Genomic DNA, 14,671 nt, shown 5'->3' with positions numbered 1-14,671 from the left:
CGACGCATCCCTCCCCCCTCTGCGGGGGAGGGTGGCCCTCGCGTCAGCGAGGGTCGGGAGAGGGGCGGCGCGACGGTTCGGGATGTGAAGCCCGTCGCCCCCTTCTCGGATGCGGCGCTCCCCTCTCCCGACCCGCTTCGCGGGCCACCCTCCCCCGCAAAGGGGGGAGGGGGAACTGGCGCGCACCGCCCTCACGCTGCGATGAACTCGTTCCACTTGCGCACCATGTAAGTGTTCTCGTCCATCACCGCGTTCCAGCAGGCGACCGCGCCCATCCGCGCGTCGAAGGAACCGCCGTCGCGGGTGGCGCCGGCCTTCTCGATCAGCGTGCCGTCAGGGCCGAGGATGTCCTTCTCGGCGGGCTTGCCCTCCATCCAGAAGGCCCACTCGTAGGGCTGCATGTTCGCCTGGGCGGTCTCCAGCACCGCGGAATAGTAGCCCTGCCGGTTGAGGTAGGCCCCGGCCCAGCCGGACAGGAACCAGTTGATGAAGTCGTAGGCCGCGTCGAGCTTCTTGCCACTCAACGTTTTGGGGATACCGAAGCCCGAGGCCCAGGCCCGGTAGCCCTCCTTCAGCGGCTGGTAGGTGCAGGGTACGCCCTGCGCGCGGACCTTGGTGACGGCGGGCGACCACATCGACTGGATCACCGTCTCGCCCGAGGCCATCAGGTTCACGGATTCGTTGAAGTCCTGCCAGAAGGCCCGGAACTGACCGGCGCGCTTGGCCTCGATCAGCACCTTGATGGTGCGGTCGATCTCGGGCTTCGTCATGTTGCCCTTGTCGCCGTAGGTGTAGTCGCCGGTCGCCTCCACCACCATGGCGGCGTCCATAATGCCGATCGACGGGATGTTGAGGATCGAGGCCTTGCCCTTGAAGGCCGGGTTCAGGAGCTCCTTCCAGCTCGTGACGGGCACCTTGATCAGGTCCGGCCGGATGCCCAGCGTGTCGGCGTTGTAAACGGTGGGGATCAGCGAGATCCACTGGGTCTGTTCGCCGGCAAACTTTTTGGAATCCAGACCTTCCAGGTAGAAGACCTTGCGAGGCGCCGTGCCCTGGTCGCCGATCCGCTTGCCGGCCACTTCCCCCTTGGTGAAAACGGAAGAAATTTTGTCTGCGAGCTTGATCCGCTTGGCGTCCATGCCCTGCAGGTTGCCCGAGGGCAGGATCTTCTTGAGGCTGAAATACTCGGTGTCGATCAGGTCGAAGGAGTTCGGCTGGGTGACGGCGCGCTTGGTCACCTCGTCGGTGACCACCGGTATGTACTCGAGGGTAATGCCGAGATCCTCCTTCACCTTCTTGGCGATGTCGGCGGACTGGTTCACCGCAGTGCCGAGGTAGCGCAGGGTCACGGGCTCGGCGGCGTGGACCGCCGGGAAACCGGTCACCGGCGTGGCGGCCAGCGCGGCGGCACCTTTCAGGAGCGTGCGCCGGCTCGGCTTCGAGGGCAGGTCCATGGTCGTCTCCGTACCTGTTACGCGTCGAGGCGGTGGGCGGCGGCTGCTTCCCAGCCGACTGGGATCGTGTCGCCGAGGCGGAGCGGCCGGGCCGCGAAATCCGCGTCGCTGAGGATTGCGGTCAGCGCGGCCGGGCTCTCGGGCGCGCGTTCCAGCCCCTCGGCGTCGAGGCCGACATGGACACTGGTGCCCTGGTACTCGACCGCCACCACCCGGGCCGGCAGCGCGGCGTGGCCGGCCTCGGCGCCGAGCCGCATCCGATCGGCCCGCACGGCGACGAGCCCGTCGGGCAGCCGGATCACGTTGTGGCCGCCGATGAACCGGGCCACGAAGGCGGTGGCCGGCCGCTCGAAGACGGTGCGCGGGTCGGCGGCCTGCTCGATCCGGCCGGCATTCATCACCACCACGAGGTCGGAGAGCGCCATCGCCTCCTCCTGGCTGTGGGTGACGTGGATGAAGGTAAGGCCGAGCTCGGTCTGGATCCGCTTCAGCTCGACCCGCATCCGCACCCGCAGGAACGGGTCGAGGGCCGAGAGCGGCTCGTCGAGCAGCAGCACCTTCGGGCCGGTGACGAGGGCGCGAGCGAGTGCCACGCGCTGCTGCTGGCCCCCGGAGAGCTGAGCCGGCAGGCGCCCGGCGAGGTGGCTCATCTGCACGAGGTCGAGCATCGCCATCGCCCTGGCGCGGCGCTCCGCCCTGCCGACCCCACGCATCTTGAGGCTGAAGGCGACATTGTCGCGCGCGTCGAGATGCGGGAACAGCGCGTAACTCTGGAACATCATGGCGGTGCCGCGCTCGGCCGGGGCCGCATCGCCCACCGCCTTCGGGCCGATCACCACATCGCCGGCGCTCGCGCGTTCGTGGCCGCCGATCATCCGCAACGTCGTGGTCTTGCCGCAGCCCGAGGGGCCGAGCAGGCAGCAATAGGCGCCGGACGGCACCTTCAGGTCGATGCCGTCGACCGCAATCGCCGCGCCGTAGCGCTTGGTCAGGCCGATCAGCTCGACATTCATGCAAGGCTCCCCCGGAGATCACGCAAGCCACGGGCCAGCGCGGCCGTCAGGCGTCCCGCCGCTCGGCCGGATCGACCGCCCGGTCGAGCACCCGCCCACGGCCCGGCGCGGACAGGACCTTCCCGTCCTCGGCGATGACCTGCCCGCCCGCGATGGTCATCACCGGCCAGCCGGTGACCTCGAACCCCTCCCAGGGCGTGTAGTCCGAGCCGTGGTGCAGGTTAGCCTGGCGGATGGTCTCGCGCCGGTTCGGATCCCAGAGGGTGAGATCGGCATCGAAGCCCGGGGCGATCGAGCCTTTGCGCGGGTAGAGGCCGTACAGCTTGGCGTGGTTCGTGGCGGTCAGCGCGGCGAACTGGTTGAGGCTGATCCGCCCCTTCGACACGCCCTCCGAGAAGAACACCGGCAGCCGCGTCTCGATGCCGGGGATGCCGTTCGGGATCCAGCGGAAGGAGGTCTTTCCGCGCGGGTTCAGCTTGCCCTGCGGGTCGTCGTAGCGGAACGGACAATGGTCGGAGGAGACCACGTCGAAGATCCCGCGCCGGATCCCCGACCACACCGCCTCCTGGCTCTCGACGTCCCGCGTCGGCGGCGAGCAGACGTATTTCGACCCCGCCATGGGATCGTCCTGGCCGAGCCCCTTCATGTCCTCGGCCGTCAGCGTCAGGTATTGCGGGCAGGTCTCGGCCCGGATCTTCAGGCCCCGCGCTTGCGCCCAGGCAATCTGCTCGGTGGCTTCGCGGCCCGAGACGTGGACGATGACGATCGGCAGGTCGATCAGCTCGGCATGGCTGATCGCCCGGTGGGCCGCCTCCCGCTCGACCACCTCCGGGCGGGACAGGGCGTGGCCGTAAGGCCTGGTCTCGCCCGCGCGCTCCAGCCGCTCGCTGAGATAGCGGATCGCGTCGTAGCCCTCGGCGTGGACCATCACCCGGGCGCCCTGCCGCCGCGCGACGTGGAACACGTCCAGCAACTGACGGTCGTTCAGCACGAGATCGTCGTAGGTCATGAAGACCTTGAACGAGGTGTAGCCGTCGGCCACCAGTGCCGGCAGCTCCTGGCCCAGCACGGCCTTGCTCGGGTCCGAGATGATCATGTGGATCGCCACGTCCACGTGGCACTGGCCCTCGGCCTTGGCACGATAGGCATCGACCGCGCCCCGCAGCGAGGCGCCCCGGGGCTGGAGCGCGAACGGCATCACGCAGGTGTTGCCGCCGGCCGCCGCCGCCCGGGTGGCGCTGGCGAAGTCGTCGGACATGACGATGCCGGGGCCGGAATCCTGGGCGATGTGGACGTGGCTGTCGATGCCGCCCGGCAGGACCAGCAGGCCGGAGGCGTCGATCACCCGGGCGGCGTCGGCGATGGCCTCGGCCACCGCGACAATCCGGCCGCCGCGCACGCCGATATCCGCCCGCACCGTATCGCTCGCCGTGACGACGGTGCCGCCGCGGATCGCCAGATCGAATTCGGGCATGCGGTTCCTCCTCTGCGCCGAGGGGCCGATGCACGGTCCGCGCCGATTCGGGCGACCGCCATCACGGCGGCAGGAGGTCACAGCCGATCGTCGGGGTCCAGCGACTTCCGGTCATGGGTTTCCAAGGGCTCAGCCCTTTGGCGGGGGATCGGGGCAGAGCCCCGATGGCGGGCTTCGCCCGAGCCCATCAGGGCGCTGCCCTGAACCCGCGACAGGTCCCGACCTTTCGAATCCTGGATTTTGGCGCGTAGAACCGAGGGCGCCGTCGCGTGGAACTGCGCCCACACCCGCCGCAGGTGCCGGGCCGAGGCGAAGCCTGCACGCTCGGCCACTTGTTCGAGGCCGAGGTCGGTCTGCGCGATCAGATCCCGGGCGCGTGCGATCCTGGCGCGGTTGACCGCCTCCGTCACGGTCATCCCGGCATGGTGCCGGAACAGCCGCGCGAGATTGCGCGGGCTCGCCCCGGCCAGCTTGCCCAGCGTGACGGGCGACCAGTCCCGGGCCGGCTCGGCCGCGATCGCGTCCTGCGCCCGGTGGACCACCGGATGCAGGTGGCTGCGGCCTTCGAGCCAGGGGGAGAGCTGCGGATCGTCCGGGCCGCGGCGCGTGTACACGACCAGGGTGCGCGCCACCACGACGGCTGTCGCCGGACCGGCCCACTCCGCCACGAGGTGCAGCATCAGGTCGATGCCGGCGGCGACGCCGGCGCTGCTGAACCGGTCGCGGTCCTGCACGAACAGCCGGTTCTCCAGCACATTCGCCCGGGGTGCCGCTACCCGGAGGCGAGCGCAGCTGCCGTGATGGGTGGTGCAGGCGTAGCCGTCGAGCAGGCCGGCCCGGGCCGCCAGCAGCGCGCCCTCGCAGACCGTCACGACCGTGTGGCCCGGCCGGATCGCGGCGCGCAGCCACGCCACGATCTCGGCCTCCACGGCTTCATCCGCGGCGTGATCTCGCGCCGGGCCGAGCGGGTGCTCGGTCGCGCCGGGCAGAAGCACCACCGTCCCTGGCGCAATCTCCGGCGGCAGCGGGCCGGCCCCGCGGAGATCGAGCCCGATCGAGCTGCGGATTGATCCCTGCGGCGCCGCGTAGCGCAGGTCGAACGCGATCCGGTCCTGCACTGCCCCGGCGATCCGCAGCACTTCCACCGGGCCGGCTAGATCGAGCAGCAGCGCGCGGGGCGGCAGCACCACCAGGACCGGAATGCGGCGCCCCGACCCGGTCATGCGGCGGCGGGCAGCGCCCGGCCGGCCAGCGCCTCCTCCACCGTGGCGATGCGGGCGAAGCGCTCGGTGAGCACCAGCTCGGTGCGGGTTTTGATGTCATCGGCCGCGGAGCGGCGGCCGTCCGGATGGGTCATGGCGAAGGTCAGCGTCGCCTCCGTGACGAAATCCACCTGCCAGCCGCTGTCGGAGGCGTGGCGGGTGGTGGTCTCGCAGCACTGCTCGGTCCGAATCCCCGACACGATCAGGCGGCGGATCCCGTGTTGCGTCAGCCAGCCCGCCAAGCCGGTATCGACCAGGGCGCTGTGCCGGCGCTTGTGGAAGATAGCCGACGGCGCAATCACGATGGGATCGAGGGTGCGGACATGGCCCGATTCCAGCGAGAATGGGCCGGTCTCGGCGAGGTGGAACACCTGCAGCACCGGGATGCCGCACGCTACGGCGCCGTCGATGAGCGCCTGCAGGCGCTCGGTAAAGCGCCGGATGCCGGCGTCAATCCAGAACGGCCTGTGCCGGAAGGATTCCTGGACATCGATGACCAGCAGCGCAACATCGGACATTTCGTGCCTCCCGAGGGGTGAATGCCGCGTGAGCATCCGTCTCCCGGGTTCGGCGCGAAAGCAACCGTGCCGCCAACGAGCGGACATTTCCGGCCATCCTACGCAACCGCCCGGAGCACGCGCATGACGGCACACCCCGAAAGACTCTTCGTCCTGACCGGTGCCGGCGTCTCGGCCGAGAGTGGGCTCGGTACGTTCCGGGACCGCGGCGGGATCTGGGCACGGTTCGATCCCGTGAAGCTCGCCACCCCGGAGGCCTATGCGGCCGATCCCGACACGGTGCTCGACTTCTACGACCATCGCCGCCGGGGCGTGATCGCGGCCGAGCCCAACGCCGCGCACCTTGCCCTGGCACAGGCCGAGGCGCGCCTCTCTGCGCGGGGCGGGCGGCTGTTCCTGTGCACGCAGAACGTCGACGACCTGCACGAGCGGGCGGGCTCCCGGGCGGTCACCCACATGCACGGCGAGTTGCTCAAGGCCCGCTGCTGCGCCTGCGAGGCGGTCACGCCCTGGCGCGCGGACTTGACCCGGGCGGAATCCTGCCCGGCCTGCGGCGTCGCGGGCCGGATGCGGCCCGACGTGGTCTGGTTCGGCGAGGTGCCGATGCACCTCGACGCGATCGAGGGGGCACTGGCGGAGGCGGATCTGTTCGTGGCGGTGGGCACGTCGGGGGCGGTCTACCCGGCGGCCGGCTATGTGCGACAGGCCCGGACGCTCGGAATTCCGACCTGCGAGATCAACCTCGAACCCTCAGACAACGCCGACGCGTTCGACGCGGCCCGGTACGGGCCGGCCAGCGAGGCGCTGCCGCGGTACTTGGCCGATCTCGGTCTGTAACCGCACCCAATGCAGCAAGGCCTTGTAACGGCTGTGCATTTCGACCCCAGGTAGGTTGCGGTCGTCGAGGATATATGTCCTAATTTTTGCGAATCACGTCCCTGCGCGCTGTCAAGAACTGTTCGGAGCGTTGCCGGCCGGCTACAAAGGTCAAGCTTGGGCTCAGCGTCGCGGCCCTCCCAAGCGTTCGTTGAAGCCACAAGGGGAAGCCACGACCCATGCAGCACTTCACCGTAACCGACCGCGAGCGTGACACCGTCCTGGCGGCTTTGCGCTATTATCAATTCTACCGGATGCAGGGACATCCCTTCGACCCCCGCCAGGACCACCTGATCGACACGATCGCCAGCCACACTGGCGAGTCCCTGAACCTGACGGAGATCGACGATCTCTGCGCCGGCCTCAGCGGCCACCGCCACGCCCTGGCGGCTAAAGCAGCCTGAGGCTGTCGGGAGCGGTGCAGCCGCTCCCATATCCCGCACGCAGGATACGCACGGGACGATCCCTCCAAGATGAGCGGGAGCGCCGCCGGAGCTGGATCCTTCCCGATCGCGGGGGACCCGTGCCCCGCTTCCCTCAAAGACCGGATTCAGCCTCCGAAAAATCATGCCCTGACGATCCCGCGGGATCGTCCGGTCCCGTGAGGGCAGGCGGCACGGGGTTTCCAAAGGGCGAGCCCTTTGGCGGGTTGCCGGGGCGGAGCCCTGGTGTTTCGGGCGGAGCTTCATCGCAGGGCGCTGCCCTGCACCCGCAAAAGGTCCCCGACCTTTTCAAACCCTGACTTGCGGTCAGGGGGCCTTCTTGAGCTGCTGCTCGGCTCGCGAGACGGCCGCATCACAGCCCGTCGCGTCACCCTTCGAATCCGCCGTGCGGGCCTCCTCCAGGGCGACCTTCGCCTGCTGGGCGGCGTCGGCCCCCTGGCCCGCCTGCGCCGACTTCTCAGGCGGGGCCTCGGGGGATTCGTTCGCCCGCTGGCCCTCCGTGCCGGTCACGCCCTCGCCGCCGCGCTTGGCAGCGTTGCCCTGGCCGCTGGTATTGGCCGAGATCGACTGGCTGACCTCGGCCTGCACCCGCTTCGACACGCTGTCGATCCGGTCGCTACAGGGCGAGGCGAGGGCGGGGGCCGCCATCAGGATCAGGCAGGCCGTCAGGGCGGGACGCATCATCGGATCAGATCGCTTTCCAAAAAGAAGGGGCCGCAGGTTTCCCTACGGCCCCAACGTCGCGCGACGGGTGACGGTTCAGGCGCTCAGCTGATCGCGGATCGGCAATTGCCGGACCCGCCGGCCGGTGGCCGCGAAGATCGCATTGGCGATGGCCGGTGCGACCGGCGGCACGCCGGGCTCGCCGACACCGCCGAGCGGACCGTCATAGGCGCCGGTCGACACGAGGTGCACGCGGATCACCTTCGGGGCGGCGTCGATCCGGGTGATCTCGTAGCCGTCGAAGTTGTTCTGCACCGCCCGGCCTTGCTTGAAGGTGATCTCGGAGGTGAGGGCGAGCCCCATCCCCATGACCACCGCGCCCTCCATCTGCGAACGGATGCGCTCCGGGTTGACCTGCGGCCCGCAATCGACCGCGATGTCGACTGCCTTCACCTGGACCTGGCCCTTGTCGTCGACCTCAACCTCGGCCGCCACCGCCGTGTAGGTGACGAAGCTGTAATGGCCGGCGATGCCGAGGCCGCGGCCCTTGGGCATCTCACGACCCCAACCCGCGCCCTTGGCAGCCGCCTCGATCACGCCGCGCAGGCGGCCGGTGTCGATCGGGTAGCGCTTCGGGTCCTCGCCGTAGTTCCAGACATCGCCGATCTCGGTCGGGTCGATCTTCCGATCGGGGCCGAGGAGTTCGAGCAGATATTCCTTCGGCTCGCGGCCGGCGGCATGCGCCAGCTCCGACACGAAGGACTGGATCGCGAAGGCGTGCGGGATGTTCGACACCGAGCGGAACCAGCCGACCCGGACATGGGCGGCGGCCTCGGGGTTCTCCAGCCGCATGTTCGGGATGTTCAGCGGGGTGTTGACCAGCCCCATCCCGAGCTCGAACGGCAGCTCGTGCTTCGGATCCGGCGCAAAGATCGAGCCGATCGTCGGCGCCACCGAGCGGTGCAGCCACGCCACCGGCATGCCCTTCTCGTCGAGGCCGGCCTCCAGGTGCTCCACCGAGATCGTGTGGTAGAAGCCGTGGTGGATGTCGTCCTCGCGGGTCCAGGCGAGCTTCACCGGCGCGCCGCCGACGGCCTGCGAACAGAGCGCCGCCTCGACCACGTAATCGGGCTTGGACTTGCGCCCGAACCCACCGCCGAGCAGCGTCACGTTGACCTTGACCTTGTCGTCGGGCAGCTTGAGCGCCTTCATCAGGCGGTCGTTGGCCGCCTGCGGACCCTGCACGCAGGCCCAGGCCTCGCAGAATCCGTCCTTCACCCGGGCCACAGCGGCCGGGGGCTCCATCGGGGCCTGGGCAAGGTGGGGCACGAAGTACTCGGCCTGAAGCTTCGTCTTGGCCTTGGCCATCGCGCCGTCGACGTCACCCTGCGTGCGCACGACCTTGCCGGGCTTGCGGGCAGCGGCCTCCAGCTCCTTGCGGAACACGTCGGTGTCGTAGCCGGCGTTCGGGCCGTCGTCCCAGGTGATCTTGAGGGCGTCCCGCGCCTTCATGGCCGACCACGTGTTCTTGGCCACCACCGCCACGCCGCCAAGCGGCATGAACTCGGAGGGGATCGCGCCGCCGTCGATCTTGAAGATCTTCACGACGCCCGGGACCTTCTTGGCCTCACTGTCGTCGAAGGACTTCACCGTGCCGCCATAGACGGCCGGGCGCGCGACGACCGCGTACAGCATCCCGTCGAGCTTGGTGTCGAGGCCGTAGATGGCCCGGCCCGTGGTGATGTCGAAGTTATCGATCAACCCGACCTTGCCGGTGCCGATGTAGCGGAAGTCCTTGGGGTCCTTCAGCCTGACGTCGGTGGGCACCGGCAGTTCGGCGGCGGCCTGCGCCACCGCGCCGTAGCCGAGGGTCCGGCCCGACTTGGCGTGGGTCAGGGTGTGGTTGACGGCCGTCACCTCGGTGGCCGGCACGCCCCATTGCTTGGCGGCGGCCTGGATCAGCATCAGCCGTGCGGCGGCGCCGGCATGGCGGAAATGCTGGAAGAAGTGGCGGGTCGAGCGCGAGCCGTCGGTGTCCTGGTTGCCGAAACGATTCTCGTCGCCCCAAGCCTGGACCACCTTCACCTTCGACCAATCGGCCTCCAGCTCGTCGGCGACCGTGAAGGCCACCGAGGTGCGGATGCCCTGGCCCATGTCGGAGCGGTGGTTGGTTACCGTGACGGTGCCGTCCGGCGCGATGGCGACGAAAACCTTCGGATCGTCGCGCCACCCGTGCGGCATACCGTCGGCGCCGAATTTCTGTTCCTTCTGCTCCTTGGTCTGGGTCTCGTCGGCCCGTGCGGGGCGCAGCGAGAGGGCCAACACCAGGGCGCCGGCGCCGCCGAGGATGCCGCGGCGGCTGACGTTGTCGAGGGCCGGCTTGGTGCCGGCGACGAGTTCAGCGGACAATTTGGCGTCGTGAATCACAGGCGCTCTCCCTTGGTGGCGGGGGCCGTCTGGCCGGCAGCCTGATGGATCGCCGCGCGGATGCGCGGGTAGGTGCCGCAGCGGCAGATGTTGCCGCTCATCGTGTCGTCGATGTCCTGATCGGAGGGCTTGGGCGTGTCCTTGAGCAGGGCGGCGGCCTGCATGATCTGGCCGCACTGGCAGAAGCCGCATTGGGCGACGTTCAGGTCACGCCACGCCGCCTGCACCGGATGGTTGCCGTCCGGCGACAGCCCCTCGATGGTGACGACCTCCTGGCCGGCCGCCGCCGAGACCGGGGTGATGCAGGCGCGGGTCGCCGCGCCGCCGAGATGGATCGTGCAGGCTCCGCACAGCGAGACGCCACAGCCGAACTTGGTGCCGGTGAGCTGGAGCTCGTCCCGCAGGTACCACAGCAGCGGCATGTCGGGGTCGCCGTCGAAGCTGCGCGCAGCCCCGTTCACGGTGAGTTTGATCATCGTTGCGTCCTGTCTGGCGGCGCCGGAGCGGCGTTCAGTCGGGTCCGAGCCGGGCCGGGGGCCAAGGCCAGCTTTGCCGGCTCACGTCTGCCGGGCGGCCACGCCGCCGGTCGAACGCTCAAGCTCAGAATAATAAATATTCTAAAGCAGGCTCTGGGTCGGGCGCAACGCGGGGAGGGGGCGGGTCATCCCACCGTGGTTGCGTTCCGGGTATGCCACGTGCGGTGGCGCACGTGAATCGAGCTGATAAGACACGCGCGGTCATCGTGCTCTGGCCGACGGCGCCCGCTGGCCCACCGCGCTGCGACGCGGTATAAAACGAGCCCCCTGGTTCTAACTTCGGATCTCGGCTGATGGACACGATCAGCCTCGCGGATGCGGAGACACAGCTCGGCGCTCTGATCGACCGCGTCGCGATCGGCGACTCGGTCGCGATCACCCGTGACGGTCGTCCGGTTGCGCTTCTGACCCGTACCGACATCCCGTTGCAGCCCATCAGTCTTGACGTCCTCCGCGCGGTGACCGTCGCCATGCCGGAGCAAGGTGAGAGCGCTGGGTCCTTCATCCGCACCATGCGGGATGAAGACCGCTATTGAGATCCTATGTCGACACCTCGGTCTTGGTCTCAGCGCTGACCAACGAGACCCGGACTGCGGATGTGCAGGCCTGGATGGCGCATCAGAATCCAGGCGGCTTGGCGATCAGTCCTTGGGTCGTGAGGGAGTTCTCGGCCGCTCTCTCGCTGAAGATCCGCTCAGGCCAGCTCGGGCTCGAACATCGGGCCGCGGCCCTGTCCGCCTTCTCTCGGATCACGGCAGAGTCGTTCCACGTCCTCGCGGTGTGCGACCGGCATTACCGGGTTGCAGCTCGATTTGCCGCCTAGCTCCGTTCGGAGTGCGAGCCGGCGACGCGCTGCACCTTGCCATCGCATTCGGGGCCGGATGGGGCATTGCACCCCTCGATCGCAAGCTCGCCGAGGCGGGGAGCGCTTTGAGGGTGCCGACGGAACTGTTGTGATTCTGGGCGCGCCCCTCCTGGTGGCGCCGCCTACCAACTCGATGAGCGAATCCTACCGTCCGCTCACCCCTCGAAGGTCTTGTCCGCACCAACCAAGAGATAGCGACCGTTTTTCGGGATAGGAAAGCCGTATCCATCGCCGGGCTTGTCGAACACCAAGATGCCCGCTTTGTGATAAGCGCTGCCGTAAAGCTCAACGCCGATTTTCTGCAGGGTTAGATGAATAGCCTGCACAGAATCCACGCCTGCGCCAAAACTATCCCAAGCGGCATCTGGCCACCCAATAGTGTAGCGACAGATCCACATGCCATCGGAAAATTCTGGAGCGCTTATGGATATTTTGCACTCCTTAGATTCTGTGCCGCTTTGAATTGAAAGTGATCGCTCCGCAATGATCATGATATCACCATCACAAGTTCAATGGAGGGATTGGGTGGCCGTTCTCACATGCGAAAAATCTCACCATTGCTTGCGCATAGCAGGGCCTAAGGCCAGTAAATTTGCAAACGATCAAATCGCGCCGATTCATTTCTGCGCATTCCTCTAGCCGACTTGATGTAGCGTAGAGTTGTTTCTTGAATTGATCAGTTTTTGTAACATCTATCCCTGCAGCGCTCCCGTCTTTTGTCCAGCGCCCCGCGCCAGTTTGATGAGCAGGAATGCGGGGTTGATTAGGGTCGTATTCCTTTGTCCGTAGCGCAATTCTAAGTTCGTCGACGACGTGCTGGAGATGGTCCAGTTCTGCGCGCCGCGCAGCAATTGCACTGTCGATGCCAGGGCCAGTCCGCATTGCGTCCTCCTATTAGCCCCGACAGGCATAGGTTTTTATCAAAAAATCAACGAAAAAGAGCCTATCTGCGGTCTCGCGCGCTGGACGGCAACCTTGGGCAGAGCGAAACTACACTGCAATTGTAAGTAAAAATTGCGCAAATCGAATTCTTGACTTGCTTTACTGAGCCTTAGAGGAAGGAAAATAAATCAGTCCATATGATTTTTCAAACCGTCACCTGAGTGCCCACCTCCACGACCCGCCCCGTGGGGATCTGGAAGAAGTCCGTCGCATCGTTGGCGTTCTTGGCCAGCGTGATGAAGATCCGGTCCTGCCAGAGCGGCATGCCCGAATGGGCCGCCGGCCGGATCGAGCGGCGCGACAGGAAGAACGAGGTCGCCATGATGTCGAACTTGAAGCCCTGGCGGCGCAGCAGCACCAGGGTCTTCGGGATGTTCGGCGTCTCCATGTAGCCGAACTTCATCACGACCTTGTAGAAATGCGGGCCGACCGGCTCGATCCGCACCTTGTCGGCCTGGTTGGAGCGGGGCGTGTCCACCGTCTCGACGGTGAGGATCACGTTCTTCTCGTGCAGCACCTTGTTGTGCTTCAGGTTGTGCAGGAGCGCGGCCGGGGCGATCTCGGGGTCGCTGGTCAGGAACACCGCGGTGCCGCGCACGTGGTGGGGCGGGCTCTTCTCCAGCATGCCGACCAGCTCCACCAGCGGCACGTCGGTCTTGCGGGTCTTGTTGAACAGGATCGTGACCCCGCGCACCCAGGTCCACATCAGGATGACGAGGCCGCCCGCGAGCAGCAGCGGCACGTAGCCCCCCTCCACCACCTTGATCAGGTTGGAGAGCAGGAACAGGAATTCGAGGATGATGAAGGGCAGCATCACGGCGGCGGCCGCCACCGGCGACCAGCCCCACATCCGCCAGATCACCAGGAAGGTCATGGAGGCGGTGAGCAGCATCGTGCCGGTCACCGCGATGCCGTAGGCCGAGGCCAGCGACGACGAGGTCTTGAACAGCACGGCCAGCAGCACGACGCCGACCATCAGCAGCCCGTTGATCTGCGGCAGGTAGATCTGGCCGGCATGCGATTCGGAGGTGTGGCGGATCTCCAGCCGCGGCAGCAGGCCGAGCTGGATCGCCTGCCGGGACAGGGAGAACGCCCCGGTGATCACCGCCTGGCTTGCCACGACCGTGGCCAGCGTCGCCAGCACCACCATCGGCAGCAGGCCCCAGGCCGGGACAAGCTGGAAGAACGGATCGGCGGTGTCGGGTTTTTCCAGCACCAGGGCCGCCTGCCCGAGATAGTTGAGGGCGAGCGCCGGGAAGACGAGGCAGACCCAGGCGACCTGGATCGGCTTGCGGCCGAAATGCCCGAGATCGGCGAACAGCGCCTCGGCGCCGGTCACCGCCAGGAACACCGCGCCGAGCGCCACCAGCGCCCCGCTGCCATGGCCGAGCAGATAATGCACCGCGTACCAGGGGTTGATCGCCCGGAACACCTCCGGGTGCAAACCGATATGCGGCAGGGCCGCGAGCGCCATGGCGACGAACCACACCACGGTCATCGGCCCGAAGAAGGCCGCGACCTTGGCGGTGCCGCGATTCTGCACGAGGAACAGGATGACGATGATCGTCACGGTGATCGGCAGCACGTAATCGTTCAGGGCCGGGGTGACGAGCTTCAGCCCCTCCACGGCCGAGAGCACCGAGATCGCCGGGGTGATCACCGCGTCGCCGTAGAACAGCGAGGCGCCGAGCAGCCCCAGCATGAACACGATGCGCGAGCCGCCGAGCGCCTTGCGGGCCAAAGCCATCAGCGAGAGGATGCCGCCCTCGCCGTTGTTGTCCATGCGCAGCAGGATCGCGACGTATTTCACCGTCACGATCATGAACAGCGCCCAGAGGATCAGTGAGACGGTGCCGATCACCTCCTCGGGCAGCAGGATGCCGTCGGTCCGGGCCGGGACCAGCGCCTCGCGGAACGCGTAGAGCGGGCTGGTGCCGATATCGCCGTAGACGACGCCCACCGAGCCGACCAGCAGGGTCCAGAACCCGGCATGGCCGTGGCGGGTCTCGGCCTTCTCGGGGGAATCGAGGGAGCCGGCGGGGGCCGGTCCCTGCCCGACATCGGGGCCGCCGGTCGCCGCGGCGTCCGATGCCGCGGGCACGGGTTGGGCGTCTACGCCGGGTGCGAAGGTCTGGCTCATGCGGATTGTCGGAGGCTCGGGCGTGGCCGGCGTTTCGCGATTCGGCTCAGGGGGCCCG

Annotated in this window: 14 protein-coding genes; 4 read left to right on the top strand and 10 right to left on the bottom strand. The window is 67.7% G+C overall.

Annotated elements, in window-relative coordinates; genetic code table 11:
- Positions 1–191: 191 nt before the first annotated feature.
- From MKK84_RS09835 to MKK84_RS09815, 5 genes are all read right to left on the bottom strand, one after another.
- Positions 192–1,454, bottom strand: a complete 1,263-nt coding sequence (locus tag MKK84_RS09835; RefSeq protein WP_243919193.1) for a PotD/PotF family extracellular solute-binding protein — start codon at positions 1,452–1,454, stop codon at positions 192–194.
- Between the two features lie 17 nt (positions 1,455–1,471).
- Positions 1,472–2,467: an ABC transporter ATP-binding protein gene (locus MKK84_RS09830; protein WP_243919191.1), complete on the bottom strand. Its 996-nt coding sequence runs from the start codon at positions 2,465–2,467 to the stop codon at positions 1,472–1,474.
- Positions 2,468–2,513: 46 nt separating this feature from the next.
- On the bottom strand, positions 2,514–3,941 hold the full coding sequence (gene hydA, locus MKK84_RS09825) for a dihydropyrimidinase (protein ID WP_243919190.1): 1,428 nt from the start codon (positions 3,939–3,941) through the stop codon (positions 2,514–2,516).
- Between the two features lie 77 nt (positions 3,942–4,018).
- Positions 4,019–5,164 carry a GlxA family transcriptional regulator gene (locus MKK84_RS09820; protein ID WP_243919189.1) on the bottom strand — a complete coding sequence of 382 codons (1,146 nt, stop codon included), beginning with the start codon at positions 5,162–5,164 and terminating at the stop codon, positions 4,019–4,021.
- The gene (locus MKK84_RS09815; RefSeq protein ID WP_243919188.1) at positions 5,161–5,721 is read right to left on the bottom strand and encodes an isochorismatase family protein; all 561 of its coding nucleotides are present in this window, start codon (positions 5,719–5,721) and stop codon (positions 5,161–5,163) included. The genes MKK84_RS09820 and MKK84_RS09815 overlap by 4 nt, the downstream gene beginning before the upstream one ends.
- Positions 5,722–5,844: 123 nt before the next feature.
- Between MKK84_RS09815 and MKK84_RS09810 the strand changes: the two genes are divergently transcribed.
- Positions 5,845–6,558: an SIR2 family NAD-dependent protein deacylase gene (locus MKK84_RS09810; RefSeq protein ID WP_243919187.1), complete on the top strand. Its 714-nt coding sequence runs from the start codon at positions 5,845–5,847 to the stop codon at positions 6,556–6,558.
- A gap of 218 nt (positions 6,559–6,776) precedes the next feature.
- Positions 6,777–7,001: a hypothetical protein gene (locus tag MKK84_RS09805; RefSeq protein ID WP_243919186.1), complete on the top strand. Its 225-nt coding sequence runs from the start codon at positions 6,777–6,779 to the stop codon at positions 6,999–7,001.
- Between the two features lie 345 nt (positions 7,002–7,346).
- On the opposite strand, the gene MKK84_RS09800 is transcribed toward MKK84_RS09805, so the two are convergent.
- The 3 genes from MKK84_RS09800 to MKK84_RS09790 form a co-directional block, all read right to left on the bottom strand.
- Entirely contained in the window at positions 7,347–7,724 is a 378-nt protein-coding gene (locus tag MKK84_RS09800) for a hypothetical protein (protein WP_243919185.1), read from the bottom strand.
- A gap of 75 nt (positions 7,725–7,799) precedes the next feature.
- A complete protein-coding gene (locus MKK84_RS09795; RefSeq protein WP_243919183.1) occupies positions 7,800–10,130 on the bottom strand; it encodes a xanthine dehydrogenase family protein molybdopterin-binding subunit in 2,331 nt (776 codons plus the stop codon).
- Positions 10,127–10,606 (bottom strand): (2Fe-2S)-binding protein, encoded by a 480-nt coding sequence (locus tag MKK84_RS09790; RefSeq protein WP_243919181.1) that lies wholly within the window; start codon positions 10,604–10,606, stop codon positions 10,127–10,129. The genes MKK84_RS09795 and MKK84_RS09790 overlap by 4 nt, the downstream gene beginning before the upstream one ends.
- 353 nt (positions 10,607–10,959) lie before the next feature.
- On the opposite strand from MKK84_RS09790, the gene MKK84_RS09785 reads away from it, so the two are divergent.
- Together MKK84_RS09785 and MKK84_RS09780 are read left to right on the top strand one after the other, a co-directional pair.
- A complete protein-coding gene (locus MKK84_RS09785; RefSeq protein ID WP_243919179.1) occupies positions 10,960–11,202 on the top strand; it encodes a type II toxin-antitoxin system Phd/YefM family antitoxin in 243 nt (80 codons plus the stop codon).
- Positions 11,199–11,489: a type II toxin-antitoxin system VapC family toxin gene (locus tag MKK84_RS09780; protein WP_313899326.1), complete on the top strand. Its 291-nt coding sequence runs from the start codon at positions 11,199–11,201 to the stop codon at positions 11,487–11,489. The genes MKK84_RS09785 and MKK84_RS09780 overlap by 4 nt, the downstream gene beginning before the upstream one ends.
- Before the next feature lie 197 nt (positions 11,490–11,686).
- Here the strand turns inward: MKK84_RS09780 and MKK84_RS09775 are convergent, their stop codons facing one another.
- Both MKK84_RS09775 and MKK84_RS09770 read right to left on the bottom strand, forming a co-directional pair.
- Positions 11,687–12,022, bottom strand: a complete 336-nt coding sequence (locus MKK84_RS09775; RefSeq protein ID WP_243919177.1) for a DUF6968 family protein — start codon at positions 12,020–12,022, stop codon at positions 11,687–11,689.
- Between the two features lie 596 nt (positions 12,023–12,618).
- On the bottom strand, positions 12,619–14,613 hold the full coding sequence (locus tag MKK84_RS09770; protein WP_243919175.1) for a potassium transporter Kup: 1,995 nt from the start codon (positions 14,611–14,613) through the stop codon (positions 12,619–12,621).
- Positions 14,614–14,671 lie beyond the last annotated feature (58 nt).

It is taken from the genome of Methylobacterium sp. E-065 (assembly GCF_022829605.1).
In the GTDB taxonomy this organism is placed as follows: Bacteria; Pseudomonadota; Alphaproteobacteria; order Rhizobiales; family Beijerinckiaceae; genus Methylobacterium.
Note: the sequence above shows the minus strand (reverse complement) of the source record. Positions and strands in the feature narration are given on the sequence as shown.